Genomic DNA, 21811 nt, shown 5'->3' with positions numbered 1-21811 from the left:
CGCTTACTTCGCGCCCGTGCCCGGCCACGCGAAGCCCGGCTCGCCGGGGCCGGGCGCGGGTTGCGGCGCGCCGCCGAACAGCACGCTGCGCGGGCTCGAACTGAACGTCCCCGCCGCGCGGTCCACCGAGCGCATCGCCGAGCGCACGTCGTCGGTCAGCGAATCGACGCGCGGCAGCGTGTCGTAGCCCACGCGCGCCGAGAGTTCCTGAATCGACATGTCGATCGACGAAAGCGCCTGCCCGGCCTGCGCCGCCGCCGTGCCGGCCTTGTTCAGATTGGTCTGGAACGGGCCATCCGGACGGTTCACGCTGGTGATGAGCTGATTGGTCGACTGCAAGGTTTTCTGCAGATCGGCGACCGCGCCCGGCAGTTGCTTCGTCGCGGGCTGCAATTGCAGCGCGAGCGTATTCACGCTGTCGGCGGCCTGTTGCAGCGAGGTCACCGTGGCCATCACCTGCTTGCGGTTTTCCTCGTTGAGCATCTGGTCGACGTCGGTGGCGATGCTGTCGAGCTTGCGCAGCAGCACGTCGCCGCGCCGCTGGAGCTGGTCGAGCAGGCCGGGGCGCAGCGGAATCTCCGCCACGCTCTTGTCCGAGGACGCGAGCGGCGACTGATCGAGCCCGTTGTCGTCGAGCTGCACGAAGGCGATGCCGGTCACGCCCTGGAGCGCGAGCGTGCCGAAGGTCGAGCGCGTCATCGGCGCCTTCTGGTCCACCAGCACGCGAATGCGGATCTGGCCCGGATGATTCGCGTCGAAATGGATCGACTGCACCTTGCCCACGTCGAGGCCGCGATAGCGCACGGCCGCGTCCGGATACAGCCCGGTGACGCTGCTGCGCGAGATCAGGTCGTACGGCACGCGCACCGCGCGATCGGCGCTGAAGAAGAGGACCGCCAGCGCGATTGTCGCCAGCAGGCCGATCGTGAAGACGCCGGCCCAGAACGCATGCGGTTTGTTTTCCATCGTCAGATTCCCTTGTTGGCGACCTTGCGCCTCGTGACACGCCCGCGCTTCAGCACGGTTTCACGCCCACGGATGCGGGCAGCAGCGCCGCCGGCGGCAGCTTCGCGCGGCGCTCGGGCGGGAGCGCCTGCAACGCGCGCCGCCCGCGCATGCCCAGAAAATATTCGCGGATGAACGGATCGTCCACGCCGGCCGCCTCCTCCACGGGCGCGGCCACCAGCACCTTGCGCTCCGCGATCACGGCCACGCGCGTGGAAAGCGCGACCATCGCGTCCAGATCGTGCGTGATCAGCACGACGGTCAGGCCCAGCGCGCGATGCAGCGTGCTGATCAGTTCCACCACTTCGTCCGACGAGCGCGGATCGAGCCCCGCCGTCGGTTCGTCGAGAATCAGCAGCTCGGGCTCCAGCACGATCGCGCGCGCGAGCCCGACGCGCTTGACCATGCCGCCCGACAGCGCGGCCGGCATTTTCGACGCGTGCTTGCACGGCAGCCCGACCATCTCCAGCTTCAGCATGACGATGTCGCGCAGCAGGTCGGCCGGCACCTCGCCCAGCTCGCGCACCGGCTGCGCGATGTTGTCGTAGACCGACAGCGACGAGAACAGCGCGCCGTGCTGAAACAGCATGCCGGTGCGCGTGCGCATCAGGCGGGCGCGTTCGGGATCGATCGTCGAGATGTCTTCGCCGAACATCTTGATGGTGCCGGACGTGGGCCGCTCGAGCCCGAGAACCTGTCGCACCAGCGTGGTCTTGCCCGAGCCCGAGCCGCCCACGATGGTGACGATCTCGCCGCGGCGAATATCCAGATTCAGATGCTGATGGACGATGTTGCGCCCGTAGCGCTTGGTGAGGTTGCGCACCTCGATGATCGGCTCGCCGATCGCCGGCAGCGGCAGATCCTCGACGGCTTCCCTGAGCGGCGTGGCCAGCGTGCCGGTCGTGGTCAGCGCGCCGGGCGACGGCGTGGACGCCGTGGCCCGGGTTCCGGTCGTGCTCAACGTGTTCATGACAGCCCCACGTTCTGGAAGAGAATGGCGAACACGGCGTCGGCGAGGATCACGATGGTGATCGAGGTCACGACCGAAGTGGTCGTGCCTTCGCCGAGACTCTGCGAATTCGCCTTGATGCGAAAGCCGAAGTGGCAGCCGACGATGCCCACCAGCATGCCGAACGCCACGCCCTTGCCGAGCCCGATCCAGAGATTTGCGATCGGCACCACGCCCGGCAGCGAACGCACGAAATACGATACGTCGATGCCCAGCACCGCCTTGGCCGCGAGCGCGCCGCCGAGCAGCGCGATGATGTCGGTCCACATGACGAGCAGCGGCATCGCCACGCCCAGCGCGACCACGCGCGGCAGGATCAGCCGCAGGCCGTGCGAGATGCCCATCACGCGCATGGCGTCGAGCTCCTCGGTCACGCGCATCACGCCGATCTGCGCGGTGATGGCCGACCCGGAGCGCCCAGCCACCAGTATGGCCGCAAGCACGGGACCAAGCTCGCGAATCACCGCGAGCCCGAGAATATTGACGATGAACTGGTTCGCGCCGAACAGCCGCAACTGCTGCGCGGACAGGTACGACAGCACGATGCCGATCAGGAACGCCACCAGCGCCGTGATCGGCAGCGCGCGGGCGCCTGCGTTGTAGACGTTCGCGGAAATCTCGATCCAGGGCGTGGCCTTCGGCTTGCGCAGGATGAAGAGCAAATCGAGGATCACGCGGCCGAGCATCGAAATGCCGCCGTAGAGGTGGTCCCAGAACGAGAAGATCGCGAGACCGAGCTTCGTGACCGGATCGATCTTGACGATGCGCTCGGGCGCCTCGCGCACCGAATCGAGCAGCGCGATGCGCTCGAAGATGTCGCGCTGGGTCTGCGTGAGCGCGACCAGATCGGCGGGCAGCTTGTGGCCCCAGACGCGCCAGAGCGCCTGGCCGCCCACGTGGTCCATGCGTTCGACGCGCGACAGATCCCACTGGCCGACGCGCTCGCCCACCAGCGCGCGCAGCCGGCGCGCCACGCCGCCCTGATCGCGGTCGCGTGCGAGCGCGAGCGCGGTCCACTGGCCGGACAGGCGCACGATCTTTCCCTGGTTGCCGGCCGCGATTTCGAGGCCAGGCGGCGTCTCTTGAGTCAAGGCGGGGCGCTCGGACGGAAGAAATGATTAAACATTGTATCGAACGCGCCCCGTTTCGGCGGTGCGAGCGCGCACCGATTCTGCATCGATCCCGCGCCGGTTCCGCCCGAACTCCGCCGCGAGCCAAACGGCGGCGGCGCGGGCTGTGGACAAATCTGTGGATGACCTGTTGGTACGCTGTGGGCGCGCTGTGGAATACGCGGCGCGCCGACGCGAAAAGCCGCACGCGCCTGTGGATGAATCCGTGGATAAGCTGTTGGCAGCCTGTGGGCCGCCTGTGAATTTGCCTAAAAATCAGGCAAATCGCCGGTAAATCGCGCCAGACCGGCTTCGATACCCACGCGCTCGCGGCGGCCTGTCCCGCACCGCCCACACGCCGTGCAGCCACTACAATACGCACCATGAATGCGACGCCCCCCACCCCCGCTCCGCGCGCCGACGACTGGCGCATCGACCGCGACCGCGCGGTGACGCTGTTCGGCCCGGCCGCCAACGACTGGCCGATCGAAATCGTCGAGGAAACCGGCTCCACCAATGCCGACCTGATGGCGCGCCTGAAAGCGCTGCCCCATCGCACCAACGCGCTCGCGCGTCCGCTCGTGCGCGTGGCGTATCTGCAGACCGCGGGCCGCGGCCGGCGCGGCCGCAGCTGGGTCGCCCAGCCCGGCGACGCGCTGCTGTTCTCGCTCGCCTGCGTGATCCCGCGCCCGATCGAAGGACTCGCGGGATTGAGTCTCGCGGTCGGCTCGGCGCTCGTCGACGGCCTGCGCACGCTGCCCGTGAGCGCGCCCGGCCAGATCGCGCTGAAATGGCCGAACGACGTCCTGCTCGAAGGCGACAAGCTGGTGGGGATTCTGGTGGAAACGGCGTGGAGCACGCCCGACGCGACGGCGGTGGTGATCGGCATCGGCACCAATGTGCGCGGCGCGGACGCACTGGCCGCGAAGGTCGAAGCGCTGAACGCCGACCCCGCCGCGCAGCAAGCCGCGCCCGTGCCCGGCGCCGCGCCCACGGCGCTCTCGCGCGTGTGGCCCGGCGCGAATCTCACCGATGTGCTGGCCGCCGAACTCAATGCGCTCGAAGACGCGCTCGCGCGCTTCGGCGCAAACGGCTTCGCCTCGTTCCAGGCGCGCTGGAACGCGTGCCACGCCTACGCGGGCCGCGAAATCGCGCTCTACGAACAGGGCGCCGAACTGATGCGCGGCATTGCCGTCGGCGTGGACGAGAACGGCCAGTTGCTCGTCGACACCCCGAACGGCCGCGAATCGGTCACGACCGGCGACGTCTCGCTGCGTCTCGCGGGCGGCGGCGCATGAGCCGCGCAGCCGCGCCTTGTCTGCTGATCGACGCCGGAAACAGCCGCATCAAATGGGCCTTCGTGGCCGCCGACGGCACGCGTCTGCACGCGGGCGCGGCGGATCACGCGAATCGGGAAGCGCAGGACACAGCACCCAACGCCCGGCTCGATTTCGCGGATTGGGCGACGCTGCCCGCACCCGGCGGCGCATGGATCTCGAACGTCGCCGGTGAAGCCGTCGCGCGCCGCCTCGACGCCGCGCTCGACGCGCGCTGGCCCGGCCTCGCGCGCACGGTGATCCGCGCGTGCGAGCAGCAAGGCGGCGTGACCAACGGCTACAGCACGCCCGACGCGCTCGGCAGCGACCGCTGGGCCGGCATGATCGGCGCGCACGCGGCCTTTCCCGGCGAACCGCTGCTGATCGCCACCTTCGGCACCGCGACCACGCTCGAAGCGCTGCGCGCCGACGGCACCTTCGTCGGCGGCCTGATCGCGCCCGGCTGGACGCTGATGATGCGCGCGCTCGGCGAGCACACCGCGCAATTGCCGGTGCTCGACGCGCAGCACGCGCGCGGCCTGATCGACGCGCCGGAGCGCGGCCCGCTTTTCGCCACCGACACGAAACGCTCGATCTCGGCGGGCTGCGCGCTGGCGCAGGCGGGCCTGATCGAGCGCGCGTGGGCCGATTTGCAAGATGCGTGGAAAATGCCGGTCCGGCTGGTGGTGAGCGGCGGCGCGGCGGCCGAAGTGACAGCGGCGCTCAAGGTGCCGCATACTCGCCACGACGCGCTGGTGCTTGCCGGTCTCGCGCTGATCGCGCGGTCGGGCTAAATCCGGGCTAAATCCAAGCCAATCCAGGCTAAACACGGCTCAAGCCCGAGCCCAATCGAGGCGCTGCATTGCACGGCGCCCACCTATTCGAACCACGATTTCGACGGAGTTTCACACGATGCTGCGCTGGCTGATCGCCATCCTGATTCTCGCCAACCTGCTCGCCTTCGCGGCGATTCGCGGTCTGTTCGGCCCCACGCCCGCTTCGGGCTCGCTCGAACGTCAGCATCTGAACCGGCAGATCCATCCGGAGGGACTCACGGTGCGGCCGATCAAGCCGTCCGAGTCCGTGGACGTGCCCGTGGTGGGCGGCCCGGTGGCCGATCCGGCCATCCAGGCGTCGACGCTCGCGCAATAAGTCTGGCGCGCGGCGCCGGTCCGCACGCGTTACCGCATCGCGCAATCGCTCAGGATTGCGCGCGCACCTTCTGCAACAGCTTGGTGGTCGAGCGATCGTGCTCGAACGCAATCGCCAGCGCCTTGCCGCCCCAGCCACGCACGAGCGCCGACTCGGGCAGCGCGTCCATATCGTAGTCGCCGCCCTTCACGAGAATGTCGGGACGCACGGCTTCGATCAGCTCGATCGGCGTCTGCTCGCCGAACTGCACCACCCAATCCACGCTTTCGAGCGCCGCCAGCAGCGCCATGCGGTCGTTTTCGTTGTTGATCGGACGATCGTCGCCCTTGCCGAGCCGCTTCACCGAAGCGTCGCTGTTCACGCCGACGATCAGCGTCGCGCCGAGCGCCCTGGCATCGGCGAGATAGGTGACGTGGCCGCGATGGAGAATGTCGAAGACGCCGTTGGTGAAGACCACCGGACCGGGCAACGAGGCGCGCATCTGCGCGAGCGCTTCGCGCGTCGTGATCTTGCGTTCGAAGGAAGCGGGCATCGGATGTGACTCGAAAAAAGTGAACGGATCAGGGAAATGAACAACGTGAAACGGCCCGGACGCGCGAGCGTACCGGGCCGTTTTCTTGATGCGTGGGCGCTTCGGGGCGCGCCGCGAGGCACGCCTGAAAGCGCGCCGGCGTCAGGCCGGCTGCTGCGTGCCCTGCTCGGCCTGCAGGCGCTGCACCACTTCCTTGCGGTAGCGGTTCAGTTCCTGCGCCGTGCTGAACGTGCGTTCGAACAGGATCGACAGGTTGTGCAGAATGCGTTCGATGACCTTCTTTTCCCAGCCGTCGTCGAAGCGGATCTGGTCGTCGAGCCAGCGTTCGAGCCATTCCGGATCGGGCAGGCGCGATTGCACCGTGTCGCGCGGGAACAGCGCCTGGTTCACGTGCAGGTTCGTGGGGTGCAGCGGCTTTTCGGTGCGACGCGCCGACGCCATCAGCACGCCGATCTTCGCGAAGGCCGCGCGCGCGACGTCGCCGCAGTTCACGAGCGCCTTCTTCATGTAGCGCAGGTACGCGCCGCCATGACGCGCTTCGTCGCGCGAAATGGTTTCGTAGATGGCCTTGATGACCGGCTCCGTGTGCCATTCGGCAGCGCGGCGATACCAGTGGTTCAGGCGGATTTCGCCGCAGAAGTGCAGCATGAGCGTTTCGAGCGGCGGCGCCGGATCGAATTCGAAGCGCACGGCGTGCAGTTCTTCTTCGGTCGGCACCATTTCCGGCTTGAAGCGGCGCAGGTATTCCATCAGCACGAGCGAGTGCTTCTGTTCTTCGAAGAACCACACGCTCATGAACGCGGAAAAGTCGCTGTCGTGATGGTTGTCACGCAGGAACATTTCCGTGGCCGGCAGCGCCGACCATTCGGTGATCGCGTTCATCTTGATGGTCGCGGCCTGCTCGTCGGTCAGGAGCGACGCGTCGAATTGGTCCCACGGAATGTCCTTCTCCATGTCCCATCGGACCGATTCGAGCGACTTGTAAAGTTCCGGATAAAGCATCGTGTTCATAGTCCCGCCCCTGTTCTGCGCATGACGACTTGTAGCGTGCCGCCTGCGGCGCGTGCCCTCACGCGGCGTACAGGCGAAAAGCGTTTAATTTTACGCGGTAACCGGCCGTCTGGACGCAATCTCACCGCGGCTAAACAGATTGTTTCCTGTCGAGCGGCAATCCGCGCTGCCGGAGTGAAAGGCGCCGTCGTGGGTTCTGGGTAGTTGCACCGTGCCTCGAACCCGGCTGCCGAAATGTCCGCGGGGCCGCCGGTTCGCGTTGCCCACGCCGCCTGGCCGCCTCGCCCGCGTGTTACGCGGCGGCCCCCCGGCGGACCGTCCCAGCGCTGCGACAGAATGACGCAGCGCCGTCTCCCGATGATCGCATCGAAAATCGCGTGGAGGCGCATGCCACAAGGCTCGAAGCCGGCTCAAGGCGGGCTCGCGGCGCTCCGTCGCTCTGACTGGACGGCCAGAAAAACCTTACACCATGATAGCACGCCGATCTTTCAGTTCCGGGACGCCTCCGGGTGCGGCTCGGACGGCGTCGACGCGACACCGGACGGCCGTCCGGACGGCGCGCTCAGCCAGCTCAGAATCGTGTCGCGCCGGGCGAGCGTGTCGCGGTAGCCGAGATCGATCAGCGCCTGCGTGAACTCGCGCTCGAACAGCAGATAGCTGGCGAACGCCGCACCCGACGCGCGATTGCCGCCCACCGCGCCGAGCAGCATCCGCACGGACAGCGGCAGCCGCTGCAAATGGCGCGCCGCGATCAGCTCGATGCGCTCGCTCGGCCCGATCGCGAGCACCTCGATATGCCGCCAGCCGCTTTCCGGCTCGACCGTGTGCGGCAGTTGCAGGACCATGCGGTTGACGTGCTCGATGCGCTCGATGTCGGCGCCCAGCGCATCGAGAAACACGCTCGCGAGCACCTGCTGGCCGATTTGCGCGAGCGTCGGGTAGACGTCGCTGTCGGCGCGCGCCATCAGCACTTCGGGCGCTTCGGCCACTTCGGGCGCTTCGGGCATGGCTGCGCCGGGCGACGGCGCGCTCGCGCCGATCACGACGATGCGCTCGGCGCCAAAGTGAATCGCGGGCGAGAGCGGCGCGATCTGGCGGATCGAACCGTCGCCGAAATATTCGTGATGACCGTCGAGTTCGAGGCGCACGGCAGGAAACACATACGGAATCGCCGCCGACGCCAGCAGATGCTCGGGCGTGAGCGCCACCATGCGCGCCGTGCGCTGGGCGCGCCGCCAGGCCTGAATCGGCTCGCTCGCCTGATAGAAGGTCAGGTGCCGCCCGGACGAATAGCTGAGCGCCGTCACCGCGAGCGCGTGCAGCAGGCGCTGATCGAGCATCTGTTCGATGCGGTGGAAGTCGAGCGTGGCGGCGAGGAAGTGCGCGAGCGGCGCGTTGTCGAACAGCGTGCGCGGCGTGCGTCGCGCGCCGAGTCCGAAGGTCGCCCAGCCGAACGCGAGCGCCGCGAGCCAGCGGCCGCCCGCCGCCGCGATGCCGGGCCAGTCGGTGCGATAGACCTTGTCGGCGCGCAGATCCGCCCAGAAATCGGCGAGACGGGCGGCACCGAGCGCGAAGTTATCGGCGTGACTCGCGATGGAGGTGGCGTTGATCGCGCCCGCCGAGGTGCCGCAGATCACCGTGAACGGCATCGCGCGGCGCAGCGGATCGGCCTGCGCGGCGAGTTCCGCGAGCGCACGCAGCGCGCCGGCCTGGTAAGCCGCGCGTGCTCCGCCGCCCATCATCACGAGCGCTAGCCGCATGATGCCGACGCTCCCCGTTCCTCATGTTCCGCGCGCACCGCCAGCGCGGCGCGCCGCGCGCCCTCAGCCCTGGTCGGGCTGCGCGGGCGCCTTCTTCGTGCCGCGCGCCGTCGTGCGGCTCGCGCCACCCGTGCTGCCGCTGCTGCCGCTACTGCCGCTGCTGCGCTTGGCCGACGGCTTCGCGCGCGGCGCGGCCCGCGCGCCGCTTGCGTGCGCATCCGCCGACGATCCCGCGCCGCCCGCGCTTCCCGCAGCTCCCGCCGACGCCGCCGCTTCGGCCGCCGCCTGCGCGGCCTGCGCCGCCGCGGCCGGCTGCGCCATCGCGAACTGCGCAAGCTGGTTGAACTGCGATTGCAGCAGGTTCCACCACGCCGAGGCATCGAAACCCGGCGGCGGCTCGGCGTCGTCCGCGGCATCGGCATCGGATTCGGCGCGCGCGCCCGGCTTCGCTTCAGCCTGACGCGGCGCGGCGTGCTCGGGCTCGGGCGGCGGGCTCATCTGCGCTTGCGCGAACGCGCCGAACGCGCGCAGCGTGGAGAGCGTCGCGCGCTGCACTTCGAGCGCCTGGATCGCCGACTGGAGCATGCTCAGATTGAGCTTGAGCCACTGCTCGACGGCGCGCAGATCGGTGATGCGCTTGTCGAGTTCCTCGATGTTGGTCAGCGGCGTCATCATGTCGGACATCATCGAAAGCGACGGCCCGAGTCCCTGCCCCGCACCCGGCTCGCTGCCGGGAAACGCGCTGCCGAACGGCGTGAGGCGCATCATCCCCCACATGCGGTCGAGCATTTCGGCGGGCGGAAAACCGGGAAAGCCCGGGAACGGCGGAACGGCGCCTGCGGAATCGGTCATGCGGATCTCCCTCGCTTGGATGAATGGACGCGCGCGCGGCGCACGCCCATCGCTACTGTTACGTGCGGCGTGGACAGCAGGTACAACACCTGTCGATCATACCGCGCACGTGAACATCGGTAATGCGCGGACAACACGCCGACACCTTATACGCCGCGCCGCTCGAATGACTCATCAGAACGGATCGCCGCCCGGAAAGTCCGGCGCGCGACGCTCGCGCAGCGACTGCACGCCTTCGCGCACGTCCGGCCCCGAGAAGCCCATGAATTCGAGCGCGAGCGAGGTATCGAAGTTCGGTCCCGCCTGCCGCAGCCAGTTGTTGAGCGCGTACTTGGTCCAGCGCAGCGCGGTCTGCGAGCCATTGGCCAGCCGCTTCGCCACCTCGAACGCTTTCGGCAGCAAGTCGTTTTCGTCGACGGCCAGCGACACGAGCCCGATGCGCTCCGCCTCCTCGCCGCTCACCGGCTCGCAGAGCAGCAGGTAATACTTCGCCTTCGCCATGCCACACAGCAGCGGCCAGACGATCGCCGCGTGGTCGCCCGCGGCCACGCCCAGCCGCGTATGCCCGTCGATGATGCGCGCGCTTTTCGTGGCGATCGAAATATCGGCGAGCAGCCCCGCGACGAGACCCGCGCCCACGGCCGGCCCGTGCATCGCCGAGACGATCGGCTTGCTGCAGTTGATGACGTTGTAGACGAGATCGCGCGCCTCGCGCCAGACACGCGCGCGCACGTCGAAATGCAGCGCCATGTCTTCGACGAGCGCGAGATCGCCGCCTGCCGAAAAGCCCTTGCCCTCGCCGCGAATCACGGCCACGCGCGCGTCCGGATCGCGGTCGACGTCGCGCCAGATTTCGGCGAGTTCGCGATGCATGTTCGCGTCGGCGGTGGCAAGGCCGCTCTTGTTCGTGCCTTCGCCGCTCATCACGATCTCGACGATGCCGTGCGGATGCCGACGCACCTGCAGGGCGTGATAGCGGGCGTAAAAGGTGTCGTTCATGAGGCGCTCCTTGCTGATCCTGCTGATTTATTTCGGATGACCAATTTATTGGACAGCCGCTGCGTACACGCCTCAATGCGGCTGCCAGACCCATTTTCCGTTTTCGATTTCGACCATCACGCGCGCGCGGGCGTCGAGGCCGAGGTGATCGGTCGTGCTCATGTTGACGACGCCGTTGGTCGTCTGCAGACCGCGCGTGGCTTCGATGGCATCGCGCAACGCATGACGGAACGCGCTCGTGCCGGGCGCCGCCGACTTCAGCGCGACGGGAATCGCGCTGTCGAGCAGCAGTCCCGCGTCCCACGCATAGGCCCCGAACGCCGACACCGATCCCGCGCCGTATCGCGCTTCGTAACGCGCAATGTAGTCGAGCGCGAGACGCCGCTCGGGCCGGTTGTCGGGCAGTTGCGCGGCCACCAGCACCGGACTCGCGGGCAGGAACGTGCCGTTGCAGTCGGCGCCGCACACGCGCAGGAAATCGCGATTGCCGACACCGTGATTGTGATAGACGAGGCCCGTGTAGCCGCGCTCCTTGAGCGCCTTCGGCGGCAGCGCGGCGGGCGTGCCGGCCGCGCCCACCACCACGGCGTCGGGCTTCGCGGCGACGATGCGCAGCGCCTGTCCCGTCACGCTCGCATCGGTGCGATTGAAGCGCTCGTTCGCGACGACGCGAATTCCGTGCGCCTGCGCCGCCTTCGCGACTTCGGCGTAGAACGCGTCGCCGAGTGCGTCGGCCTGCCCGATGTACGCGAGCGTCTTGACGTTGTGTGCGGCGGCGTGTTCGGCGATCGCGCCCGCCATCATCGCGTCGGTCTGCGGCGTCTTGAACATCCAGTGACGCTTGTCGTCGACGGGCTCGATGATCTTCGCCGACGAGGCCAGCGAGATCGTCGGCGTTTCGCCTTGCGCGATCACGTCGAGCATCGCCAGCGTGTTGGGCGTGATCGACGAACCGATGATCGCGTCCACGTGTTGCTCGTCGATGAGCTTCTTCGTGTCCTGCACGGCTTGCGTGGTGTCGGACGCGTCGTCGAGCACGATGTACTGCACCTGCTGGCCCGCGATCTGCGTGGGCAGCATCGCGGCGGTATCGCGCGCCGGAATGCCGAGCGACGCGGCCGGCCCCGTCAGCGAAAGCACGAGACCGATCTTGATCTGCGCGAACGCGAGCGAAGGCAACGCGAACAGCGCGAGCAACGAGAGCGGCGGGATAAAAAACGACAGAGGCGAAACGGCGGACGCCCAGGAAAAGCGGCGGGTGCGAAAGCGCGGCATGGTGTCTCCGGTCGATCGCGCGGCAGCCACGCGGCGGCGCGGATCGCGTGATGTTGGACGAGCGTATTCTGCGTACGGCTTCGATGCGGCTACAGCTTTTCCTGCGTGCTCTACGGATTTGTTCTACGGCGATGTCGCGCTCACCGCGACAGGTGGTGCGCCGTCGTCAGCGCCGTCGTTAGCGCGTGTGCCAGTGTAGCCGCACGCGGCGCGCGCGGCATCCGGCGAAACCCTTTCAGGCGCCCTGCATGCGCCGACGCGCGCTCACTCGCCGCCGAGCGGCGCGACGGCCTGATCGATCGCGCCGAAGATCGACTTGCCCGCGTCGTCGAACATCTCGATCTTCACGGAATCGCCGAACTTCATGAAGCCCGTGCTCGCCTCGCCGTGCTCGATGGTTTCGAGGCAGCGCTTCTCGGCGATGCAGCAGTAGCCGCGCTTCGCGTCCTTGTTCGAGACCGTGCCCGAACCGACGATCGCGCCGGCGCGCAGATTGCGCGTCTTCGCCGCGTGCGCGATCAGCTGGCCGAAGTGGAACACCATGTCGGTGCCCGCGTCGGGCTGACCGACCTTCTTGTTGTTCCACCAGACCAGCATCGGTAGATGCACGCGGCCTTCGCGCCAGTGCTCGCCGAGTTCGTCGGGCGTGACGAAGACCGGCGAAAACGACGTGGCCGGCTTGCTCTGGAAAAAGCCGAAACCCTTCGCGAGTTCGGCGGGAATCAGGTTGCGCAGCGACACGTCGTTGACCAGCCCGATGAGGCGCACGGCCTTGAGCGCTTCGTCGGCGCCCGCGCCCATCGGCACGTCGCCGGTGATCACCGCCACTTCTGCTTCGAAGTCGATACCGAAGGCTTCCGAGGCGCACACGATGTCGTCGGTCGGACCGATGAAGTCGTCGCTGCCGCCCTGGTACATGAGCGGATCGGTCCAGAACTCGGGCGGCATCTCCGCGCCGCGCGCGCGCCGCACCAGCTCGACGTGGTTCACGTAAGCCGAGCCGTCGGCCCACTGATAGGCGCGCGGCAGCGGCGCCATGCAGTCGCGGGCGTCGAAGCTGAAGGTGTTGCGGGCGCGGCCCTGGTTGAGCGCTTCGTAGAGGTCGAGCAGTTGCGGCGCGTAGAAGCGCCAGTCGTCGAGCACGCGCTGCAACGTGGGCGCGATCGCATCGGCGATGGCGGCGCTGCGCAGGTCGCGGGAAACGACGATCAGCTGGCCGTCGCGGGTGCCGTCCTTCAGCGTGGCAAGTTTCATGTGGTGAGGCGTGGATGACGATAGAGGAAATGTATTCTACGATGGTGAATCGGCGCGACCCAAGCAGCGCGCAGGTTTGCCTGCCACGTCGCTGGCCCGTTGCCTGAATCCGCCGCGCCCCGATCCGCCCCGACGACCGCCTCAAAAACATCGACGCCTTCATGCCGAAGTCCCCCCGCTCCGCGCCCAGCGCCCGCACTCTCGCCGCGTCCACGGCCCTCGCCGACACCGATGCCGATCTCGACGACGTCAACGAAAGCGCGGAACACGGCGAAGGCGGCGAGGAAAAACTGCGCTCGGGCATCCAGTCGATCGAAGTGGGTTTCCGCCTGCTCGAGGTGCTGACGAACGAGCCGCGCGCGATGATGCTGCGCGACCTCGCGCAACGCGCGGGCATGAGTCCGGCGAAGGCGCATCGCTATCTCGTGAGCTTTCTGCGCCTCGGCATGGTCGCGCAGGATCCGCTGTCCGGGCGCTACGAACTCGGCGGTTTCGCGCTGCAACTCGGTCTTGCGCGGCTCGCGCGCGTGGACGGCGTGAAGCTCGCGCGCCTCGCGCTGGCCGAACTGCGCGACGCGCTCGACATCACCGTGGGCATCGCCGTGTGGGGCAACCAGGGGCCGACCGTCGTGCACTGGCTGGAATCGACGCATCCGGCCAAGGCGTCGCTCAAGCTCGGCGACGTCATGCCGATGCTCAGCTCCGCGACCGGCCTGCTGTTCGCCGCCTACCTGCCGCGCAGCAAGACCGCGCCGATGATCGAGCGCGAACTGGGCAGCGCGCAGCACTTCTCGTACGGCTCCACGCCGCGCACGGCCGACGAACTCGAACGCGCGCTCGCCGACGTGCGCGAGCACGGCGCGGCGCGCGTGGAAGGCATGCTGCTGCCGACCATCCACGCGTTCTGCACGCCGGTGTTCGACGCGAGCGGCGAACTGGCGCTCGGGCTGATCGCGCTCGGCCACGAAGGGGCGTTCGATATCGGCTGGAACGGCGCGGTGGATACGGCGCTGCGCGCATGCGCCGATAAACTCTCGTATGAATTGGGGTACAGCCCCGTGGAACGCTGACGGAACGGCGGCACGCGGCGTGCGCCCGGGATGAGCCTCTGGGCGCGCTGGCGCGCCTTTTTGCAGCGCGTGGGTGCGACATGTCACAGTAACGCCTGCGACACACCCCATCCAACCCCAACGCTCCGATGTCCACCTCCGCCGCCGACAACCGCCGCAACCCCGCCCGAGCGCGCCCCTGGCGCTGGGTGGCCGTGTTCGTCGCGGTGACGGTGCTGCATTGGCTCGCCGCCGAGTGGTTCGAGCGGCATCACGGCGCGCCGCCCTCGGCCGCGAAGGTGCATGTGCCCGTGCAGGTGCGTCTGCTCAAGACCGAGCGCATCGAGCAGCAGGCGCGCCCCGCCGGCGCGGCGCAGACGCCCGCGCCGAAGCCCGCCAGACCGGCCCCGGTCAAGCGCGCGCCCGCGCCGCCGCACACGCTACAGGCCGTCGCGCCGCCGCAGCCTCATCCGCACCCCAACGTCGCCGCCGCGCCCGAGACGCCGGCATCGAGCGCGGATGCGGCATCGGACGCTTCGGCGGCATCGGACGCATCGGCCGCCAGCGCCGCGACCGGCGCGAGCGGCACCGCCGCGGCCAAGGGCGGCGGCAACGGCAACAACCCGTCTGCACAAGCCGCCCAGGCCTCGCACGGCCTCAAGTTTTCGGTGCCGCCGTCGGGCGAATTGCAGTACGACACGTTTTATAACGGCGTGCGCAATCAGCCCGGCACGATCCACTGGAAGAGCGACGGCCAGCACTACGAGATGGTCGTCGAAGTACCGCTGCCTTTCGTCGGCACCTTCAGCTGGACCAGCAAGGGTCACGTCGATCCGTTCGGCCTCGCGCCCGATCAGTACATCGAGAAACGCGGCCGCCGTCCCGCCGACGTCACCGTGTTCAATCGCGACCAGAAGCAGATCGTTTTTACGCGGACGCCGAATTCGCTCGCGCTGCCCGACGGCGCGCAGGACCGCTTCAGCATGGTCATGCAACTCGCGAGTTTGGTGCGCGGCGATCCGGAGACGTACAAGCCCGGCGTCACGCGCGAGTTCTATGTCGCCGACAACGACAGCGGCGAGAGCTGGCCCATCACCACCATCGGCGACGAAACGGTGAGCACCGATCACGGCTACGTGACCGCGCGTCATTTCATGCGCCTGCCGCGCCATGACGGCGACAAACGCCGCATCGACGTCTGGCTCGCGCCCGCGCTCGGCTGGCTGCCCGTGCGCATCATGCAGACGGAGCCGAACGGCAACGAATTCGAACTGGTCTGGCGCGGCGCGCTGGTGCCGCCTGGCGGCGGCAGCGCAAGCAACGCTGCGCCGGATGCCACGCAGAATGCAGCGCCGGACGCAGCGTCGAATGTTGCGCCGAATGCAGTGCCGACGAATGCCTCGCCGAATGCAGCGCCCTCCACGCCGTCGACCGATATGACGAATGCGCCGCCGGCCACGCCGGCCACGCCGGATGCCTCGTCCGCAGCCGCCCCCACGGCAGGCGGCAGCGAGAACAGCAACGCCGCGCCAACCGATGCGCCAGCGGTCGCGCAGCCCTCGGCGACGCCGGAATCTTCATCGCCTGCAACGCCCTCGCTGCCGCCCGCCGACGCTCCGCTTCATCCCTGAAACGCCATTGCGCGCGTCAGCGCACACTGGGTCGCAAAGAAGTCGCGCGCACGCCGCAAAAGCCGCCCATCTTTCCGCACGGTTTTGGGAAATAGCGCATACTGGAATCGACAAAGCGACCCGCTTTGGCCACGCGCGCAGACGGCTATGCACCGTCTGCCGCTTACGCGGCGCAGCGCCCGGCACCAGCCTTCGAGCGCCCCGCGAAGTCACGCAGAACGACTGCAAGGCGAGCAACAGAAAGGACTGAAGAAACGGCTCGAGGGAGGCCGTGTCGTACGCAACACGGAATACAGCGTCACGCACAACCGTTGCACATAACGGCAAGAGACTCACGAACGTCCGCGATGCATCACGGATAGCGCCATGAACGCCGGTCGGCATCATCGCGCGCCGCTTTCAGGCGCGCCGCTTGCGACAACCGTGCGTTCGGGCAGTACCGCGCAATCAGCCTGACTCCCAACCCACTACGGTGAAGGAGGAACGCATGCAAGCGACTGTCAACGGCATCGATACGCGCTACGTCTTCGAAGACCGCAGCGGGGGCCCGGCGCTGACGTTCATTCACCAGCTGGGTGGCGATCTCACGGTGTGGGATGCGCTTGCGGGACACTTCCGCCATCGTCATCGCGTGCTGCGCTACGACGTGCGCGGCCATGGCGGCAGCGCGGTCGCGCACGAGGCTTTCGGCATGCGCGAACTCGCCGCCGATCTCGCCGCGCTGCTCGACGACCGCGACATTCGCGCGACGCATCTCGTGGGCATGTCGATGGGCGGCATGATCGCGCAACAGTTCGCACTCGATTACGCGGAGCGCGTGCTCTCACTCACGCTTTGCGACACCGCGAGCCGCACCGCGCCCGAAGCGCGCGAGAGCTGGAACGAGCGCGCCGCGCTCGTACGACGCGAAGGTCTCGCCGCGCTCGCCGACGTGACGATGGCGCGCTGGTTCACGGCGGATTTCCGCCGGACGCATCGCGATACGGTCGCGCAAGTCTGCGACGTGTTGTTACGCACGCCTGCTGAAGGTTATGCACGCGCCTGCGAGGCGCTACGCGACTTCGACGTGCACGAGCGGCTCGCGCGGCTGCGCGTGCCCACGCTCGCCGTCGCGGGGCGTCACGACAGCGGCACGCCGCCCGCACACACCGAAGCACTCGCGCGGGCCATCGCGGGCGCACGCTACGAATTGCTCGACGCCGCGCATCTGGCCCCGGTAGAGGAGTCGCAAGGATTCGCGGCCTTGCTTGAAACGTTTCTTCGCCAGCAGGTCTAAGAAGTTGCACCCGGTAGCATCACGAAGCAAAGACTGAAACAGACGGAACCCCGAGGGAGAGCAGTCGAAAACAAGAGGTGCAGTGGGACCCACCCCTTGAATTCCAGAACGAACGCTCCATGTATCAACTCAAGCAGTGAGGGAGCACAGGAAAAAGGAGTGTCGCCATGCAGATGATCTACAACAGTCCGAATTATTGCGTTGTCGAGTTTCCGCCGCAGGACGGCCATGTCGCCATGCGCTCGGGCGGGTACGAGATCGTCGACAAGAACTCGCGTCGCGAGATCTTCATCGACGGCGCAATGGCCGCGCGTTTTCGCGAAGACGTACAGAAGTTGATGGAGGAAGACCAGTCGCTCGACGAGGTTGACGAATTCCTCGGACAGTTCGACAGTCTGATGCAGCAACCCGTGGTGCTCCACTGACCCTCTGAGCGCGTCGCCGCGAACCGGCGACGCGCAGCGGCGGCACCCCGCCCGGAAAACCCCGCCTGGCCTCGCGGTCGCGCGGGGTTTTCTTTGTCCGGCGGGTTTGCTTCGTCCGCGCGACGCGCCAGTTCTCACGCCTCGCCGCTGCGCGCCCGCGCGCCCTCGCCCCCAGCCCGCTGCGGGCCTTGCGCGTCAGCGCGGCGCCCCGGCTGCGGCTACAATAACGGGTTTCCCCGTCCAACCGGCTCCACGCCCGCTCGCGATCCATGAACCAGCCTGCCGACACCGTTTCGCGTCCCGCCGCGAACACTTCCGCGCCCACCCGCTACACGCGCGGCGCCGCGCTGCCCGCGCTGCTCGCTTCGCGCATCCTGATTCTCGACGGCGCGATGGGCACGATGATCCAGCGCTACAAGCTCGACGAAGCCGCTTATCGCGGCGAGCGCTTCAAGGACTATCCGCGCGACATCAAGGGCAATAACGAACTGCTCTCGCTCACGCAGCCGCAGATCATCCGCGAGATTCACGACCAGTATCTCGCCGCGGGCGCGGACATCATCGAAACCAACACGTTCGGCGCGACCACGGTGGCGCAGGACGACTACGGCATGGGCGAACTCGCCATCGAGATGAACGTGGAGTCGGCGAAACTCGCGCGCGCCGCGTGCGACCAGTACTCGACGCCCGACAAGCCGCGCTTCGTCGCGGGCGCGATCGGACCGACGCCGAAGACCGCGAGCATCTCGCCCGACGTCAACGATCCGGGCGCGCGCAACGTGACGTTCGAGGAACTGCGCCGCGCGTACTACGAGCAGGCCAAGGCGCTGATGGACGGCGGCTGCGATCTGTTCCTCGTCGAGACGATCTTCGACACGCTCAACGCCAAGGCCGCGCTGTTCGCGCTCGACCAGCTGTTCGAGGACACCGGCGAGAACCTGCCGATCATGATCTCGGGCACCGTCACCGACGCCTCGGGCCGCATTCTCTCGGGTCAAACCGTCGAGGCGTTCTGGAATTCGCTGCGTCACGCGAAGCCGCTCACGTTCGGCCTGAACTGCGCGCTCGGCGCGGCGCTCATGCGCCCGTATATCGCCGAACTCGCGAAGCTGTGCGACACCTACGTGTCGTGCTACCCGAACGCGGGCCTGCCGAACCCGATGAGCGACACCGGCTTCGACGAACTGCCCGCCGACACCTCGGGGCTCCTGAAGGAGTTCGCCACGGCCGGTCTCGTGAACGTCGCCGGCGGCTGCTGCGGCACCACGCCCGAACACATCGCGGCCATCGCGAAGGCGCTCGCAGAGATCAAGCCGCGCCGCTGGCCGGGCCAGTATCGCGACGTCGAATAAGACGCGCCGACACGCCCCGCTACCCTTAAACGACACACCGACGAACCCTGACGACCCGGTCCCCCGCCATGACTGACCATACCCTGCGACTCTCCGGCCTCGAACCGTTCAACGTGACGGACGGCACGCTGTTCATCAACGTGGGCGAGCGCACCAACGTGACCGGCTCGAAGGCGTTCGCGCGCATGATTCTCAACGGCCAGTTCGACGAGGCGCTCGCAGTCGCGCGCCAGCAGGTCGAAAACGGCGCGCAGATCATCGACGTCAACATGGACGAGGCGATGCTCGATTCGAAAGCGGCGATGGTGCGCTTCATGAATCTGATCGCTTCCGAGCCCGACATCGCGCGCGTGCCGATCATGATCGATTCGTCGAAGTGGGACGTGATCGAAGCGGGCCTGCAATGCGTGCAGGGCAAGGCCATCGTCAACTCGATCTCGCTCAAGGAAGGCAAGCAGCCGTTCATCCATCACGCGAAGCTGATCCGCCGTTACGGCGCGGCGGCCGTGGTGATGGCGTTCGACGAAACCGGCCAGGCCGACACGTATCAGCGCAAGATCGAGATCTGCCAGCGCTCGTACGACGTGCTCGTGAACGAAGTCGGCTTCCTGCCCGAAGACATCATCTTCGACCCGAACATCTTCGCGGTCGCCACGGGCATCGAGGAACACAACAACTACGCGGTGGACTTCATCGAAGCCACGCGCTGGATCAAGCAGAACCTGCCGCACGCGAAGATCAGCGGCGGCGTCTCGAACGTGTCGTTCTCGTTCCGCGGCAACGACCCGGTGCGCGAGGCGATCCACACCGTGTTCCTCTACCACGCCATCCAGGCGGGCATGGACATGGGCATCGTGAACGCGGGCCAGCTCGGCGTGTATGCCGATCTCGACGCCGAACTGCGCGAGCGCGTCGAAGACGTGGTGCTCAATCGCCGCGACGACGCCACCGACCGTCTGCTCGAAATCGCCGACAAGTTCAAGACCGGCGCGGCGAAGAAGGAAGAGAACCTGGAGTGGCGCAATCAGGACGTCGAGAAGCGTCTTGCGCATGCGCTCGTGCACGGCATCACGAACTTCATCGTCGAAGATACCGAGGAAGCGCGCCAGAAGATCATGGGCGGCGGCGGCCGTCCGATCAACGTGATCGAAGGCCCGCTGATGGACGGCATGAACATCGTCGGCGACCTGTTCGGTCAGGGCAAGATGTTCCTGCCGCAAGTGGTGAAGTCGGCGCGCGTGATGAAGCAGGCCGTCGCGCACCTGATTCCGTTCATCGAGGAAGAAAAGCGTCTGCTCGCCGAATCGGGCGCGGACGTGCGCGCGAAGGGCAAGATCGTCATCGCGACCGTGAAGGGCGACGTGCACGACATCGGCAAGAACATCGTGTCGGTCGTGCTCCAGTGCAACAACTTCGAAGTGGTCAACATGGGCGTGATGGTCCCGTGCAACGAGATCCTCGCGAAGGCGAAGGTCGAGGGCGCGGACATCATCGGTCTGTCCGGCCTCATCACGCCGTCGCTCGAAGAGATGGCCTACGTCGCGAGCGAAATGCAGCGCGACGACTATTTCCGCGTGAAGAAGATTCCGCTGCTGATCGGCGGCGCGACCACCTCGCGCGTGCACACGGCCGTGAAGATCGCGCCGCACTACGAAGGCCCGGTCGTGTACGTGCCGGACGCGTCGCGCTCGGTGTCGGTGGCGTCGAGCCTGCTGTCCGACGAAGGCGCGGCGAAGTACATCGACGAACTCAAGACCGATTACGACCGCGTTCGCGAGCAGCACGCCAACAAGAAGGCGCAGCCGATGGTCACGCTCGAAGCCGCGCGCGCCAACAAGACGAAGATCGACTGGACCGGCTTCGAACCCGTGAAGCCGAAGTTCATCGGCCGCCGCGTGTTCAAGAACTACGACCTGAACGAGCTGGCGCAGTACATCGACTGGGGCCCGTTCTTCCAGACCTGGGATCTGGCCGGTCCGTATCCGCAGATCCTCAACGACGAGATCGTCGGCGAGTCGGCGCGCAAGGTGTTCTCCGACGCCAGGTCGATGCTCTCGCGCCTGATCCAGGGCCGCTGGCTGCAGGCAAACGGCGTGATCTCGCTCTTGCCCGCGAACACCGTCAACGACGACGACATCGAGATCTACACCGACGACTCGCGCACGGAAGTCGCGATGACGTGGCGCAATCTGCGCCAGCAGTCGGTGCGTCCGGTGGTGGACGGCGTGATGCGCCCGAACCGCTGTCTCGCCGACTTCATCGCGCCGAAGGACTCGGGCAAGGCCGACTACATCGGCATGTTCGCGGTCACCGCGGGCATTGGCGTGGACGTGAAGGAAGCGCAGTTCGAGAAGGATCACGACGACTACAGCGCGATCATGCTCAAGGCGCTCGCCGACCGTTTCGCGGAAGCCTTCGCCGAGGCGATGCACGCACGCGTGCGCCGCGACCTGTGGGGCTATGCGTCGGGCGAGACGCTCGACAACGACGCGCTGATCGCCGAGAAGTACGCGGGCATCCGTCCGGCGCCGGGCTATCCGGCCTGCCCGGACCACCTCGTCAAGCGCGACATGTTCGACGTGCTGCAGGCCAACGAGATCGGCATGAGCGTGACCGAATCGCTGGCGATGTTGCCGGCGGCGAGCGTCTCGGGCTTCTATCTCGCGCATCCGGACAGCACGTATTTCTCCGTCGGCAAGATCGGCCAGGACCAGCTCGCGGACTTCGGCCGCCGCATGGCGCTCTCCGAAGAAGACGCACGCCGCGCGCTCGCGCCGCTGCTCTGAGCGAAAGTCGGCGAGTCG

19 protein-coding genes are annotated in these 21811 nt (G+C 67.5%); 9 read left to right on the top strand and 10 right to left on the bottom strand.

Going from position 1 to position 21811, the window contains the following annotated elements:
• Positions 1 to 3: 3 nt before the first annotated feature.
• The 3 genes from BMY06_RS02555 to BMY06_RS02545 all read right to left on the bottom strand — a co-directional run bounded on the left by BMY06_RS02555 (position 4) and on the right by BMY06_RS02545 (position 3105).
• Positions 4 to 966 carry an MlaD family protein gene (locus BMY06_RS02555; RefSeq protein ID WP_074981435.1) on the bottom strand — a complete coding sequence of 321 codons (963 nt, stop codon included), beginning with the start codon at positions 964 to 966 and terminating at the stop codon, positions 4 to 6.
• A gap of 49 nt (positions 967 to 1015) precedes the next feature.
• Positions 1016 to 1897: an ABC transporter ATP-binding protein gene (locus tag BMY06_RS02550; protein WP_110325604.1), complete on the bottom strand. Its 882-nt coding sequence runs from the start codon at positions 1895 to 1897 to the stop codon at positions 1016 to 1018.
• Between the two features lie 74 nt (positions 1898 to 1971).
• Complete coding sequence (locus tag BMY06_RS02545; RefSeq protein WP_065062068.1) at positions 1972 to 3105, bottom strand: MlaE family ABC transporter permease; 1134 nt, start codon at positions 3103 to 3105, stop codon at positions 1972 to 1974.
• A 401-nt stretch (positions 3106 to 3506) separates the two neighbouring features.
• Here BMY06_RS02545 and BMY06_RS02540 point away from each other — a divergent pair, with 401 nt between their 5' ends.
• From BMY06_RS02540 to BMY06_RS02530, 3 genes are all read left to right on the top strand, one after another.
• Complete coding sequence (locus BMY06_RS02540) at positions 3507 to 4421, top strand: biotin--[acetyl-CoA-carboxylase] ligase (RefSeq protein WP_065062066.1); 915 nt, start codon at positions 3507 to 3509, stop codon at positions 4419 to 4421.
• Positions 4418 to 5233, top strand: coding sequence for a type III pantothenate kinase (locus BMY06_RS02535; RefSeq protein WP_074981433.1), 816 nt, complete (start codon positions 4418 to 4420; stop codon positions 5231 to 5233). Before BMY06_RS02540 ends, BMY06_RS02535 begins: the two co-directional genes overlap by 4 nt.
• Before the next feature lie 118 nt (positions 5234 to 5351).
• A complete protein-coding gene (locus BMY06_RS02530) occupies positions 5352 to 5591 on the top strand; it encodes a hypothetical protein (protein ID WP_065062062.1) in 240 nt (79 codons plus the stop codon).
• A 49-nt stretch (positions 5592 to 5640) separates the two neighbouring features.
• Here BMY06_RS02530 and rfaE2 read toward each other — a convergent pair whose 3' ends face one another.
• The 7 genes from rfaE2 to BMY06_RS02495 all read right to left on the bottom strand — a co-directional run bounded on the left by rfaE2 (position 5641) and on the right by BMY06_RS02495 (position 13274).
• Positions 5641 to 6123 carry a D-glycero-beta-D-manno-heptose 1-phosphate adenylyltransferase gene (gene rfaE2 / locus BMY06_RS02525; RefSeq protein WP_065062060.1) on the bottom strand — a complete coding sequence of 161 codons (483 nt, stop codon included), beginning with the start codon at positions 6121 to 6123 and terminating at the stop codon, positions 5641 to 5643.
• Positions 6124 to 6264: 141 nt separating this feature from the next.
• Positions 6265 to 7134 carry a ferritin family protein gene (locus BMY06_RS02520; protein WP_065062058.1) on the bottom strand — a complete coding sequence of 290 codons (870 nt, stop codon included), beginning with the start codon at positions 7132 to 7134 and terminating at the stop codon, positions 6265 to 6267.
• Between the two features lie 488 nt (positions 7135 to 7622).
• Complete coding sequence (locus BMY06_RS02515; protein ID WP_074981431.1) at positions 7623 to 8894, bottom strand: patatin-like phospholipase family protein; 1272 nt, start codon at positions 8892 to 8894, stop codon at positions 7623 to 7625.
• Positions 8895 to 8957: 63 nt separating this feature from the next.
• Positions 8958 to 9746, bottom strand: a complete 789-nt coding sequence (locus BMY06_RS02510) for a PhaM family polyhydroxyalkanoate granule multifunctional regulatory protein (RefSeq protein ID WP_065062054.1) — start codon at positions 9744 to 9746, stop codon at positions 8958 to 8960.
• 174 nt (positions 9747 to 9920) lie between these two features.
• The gene (locus BMY06_RS02505) at positions 9921 to 10745 is read right to left on the bottom strand and encodes an enoyl-CoA hydratase/isomerase family protein (RefSeq protein ID WP_173816877.1); all 825 of its coding nucleotides are present in this window, start codon (positions 10743 to 10745) and stop codon (positions 9921 to 9923) included.
• A gap of 72 nt (positions 10746 to 10817) precedes the next feature.
• Complete coding sequence (locus BMY06_RS02500) at positions 10818 to 12020, bottom strand: ABC transporter substrate-binding protein (RefSeq protein WP_080180584.1); 1203 nt, start codon at positions 12018 to 12020, stop codon at positions 10818 to 10820.
• A gap of 264 nt (positions 12021 to 12284) precedes the next feature.
• On the bottom strand, positions 12285 to 13274 hold the full coding sequence (locus tag BMY06_RS02495; protein ID WP_074981427.1) for a fumarylacetoacetate hydrolase family protein: 990 nt from the start codon (positions 13272 to 13274) through the stop codon (positions 12285 to 12287).
• 161 nt (positions 13275 to 13435) lie between these two features.
• On the opposite strand from BMY06_RS02495, the gene BMY06_RS02490 reads away from it, so the two are divergent.
• The 6 genes from BMY06_RS02490 to metH all read left to right on the top strand — a co-directional run bounded on the left by BMY06_RS02490 (position 13436) and on the right by metH (position 21793).
• The gene (locus tag BMY06_RS02490) at positions 13436 to 14344 is read left to right on the top strand and encodes an IclR family transcriptional regulator (RefSeq protein ID WP_074981425.1); all 909 of its coding nucleotides are present in this window, start codon (positions 13436 to 13438) and stop codon (positions 14342 to 14344) included.
• Between the two features lie 128 nt (positions 14345 to 14472).
• Positions 14473 to 15954: a DUF3108 domain-containing protein gene (locus BMY06_RS02485; RefSeq protein ID WP_080180585.1), complete on the top strand. Its 1482-nt coding sequence runs from the start codon at positions 14473 to 14475 to the stop codon at positions 15952 to 15954.
• A 487-nt stretch (positions 15955 to 16441) separates the two neighbouring features.
• Positions 16442 to 17230 carry a 3-oxoadipate enol-lactonase gene (gene pcaD / locus BMY06_RS02480; protein WP_074981421.1) on the top strand — a complete coding sequence of 263 codons (789 nt, stop codon included), beginning with the start codon at positions 16442 to 16444 and terminating at the stop codon, positions 17228 to 17230.
• A gap of 167 nt (positions 17231 to 17397) precedes the next feature.
• Positions 17398 to 17655 carry a BTH_I0359 family protein gene (locus BMY06_RS02475; protein WP_065062046.1) on the top strand — a complete coding sequence of 86 codons (258 nt, stop codon included), beginning with the start codon at positions 17398 to 17400 and terminating at the stop codon, positions 17653 to 17655.
• Positions 17656 to 17924: 269 nt separating this feature from the next.
• Entirely contained in the window at positions 17925 to 19007 is a 1083-nt protein-coding gene (locus BMY06_RS02470; protein WP_065062045.1) for a homocysteine S-methyltransferase family protein, read from the top strand.
• Positions 19008 to 19054: 47 nt separating this feature from the next.
• Complete coding sequence (metH, locus tag BMY06_RS02465; RefSeq protein WP_260696522.1) at positions 19055 to 21793, top strand: methionine synthase; 2739 nt, start codon at positions 19055 to 19057, stop codon at positions 21791 to 21793.
• Positions 21794 to 21811 lie beyond the last annotated feature (18 nt).

The sequence above is a fragment of the Paraburkholderia tropica genome, assembly GCF_900109265.1.
Taxonomy (GTDB): domain Bacteria; phylum Pseudomonadota; class Gammaproteobacteria; order Burkholderiales; family Burkholderiaceae; genus Paraburkholderia; species Paraburkholderia tropica.
The sequence above is the reverse complement of the archived record's forward strand: the minus strand, read 5'-3'. Positions and strand labels throughout refer to the sequence as shown.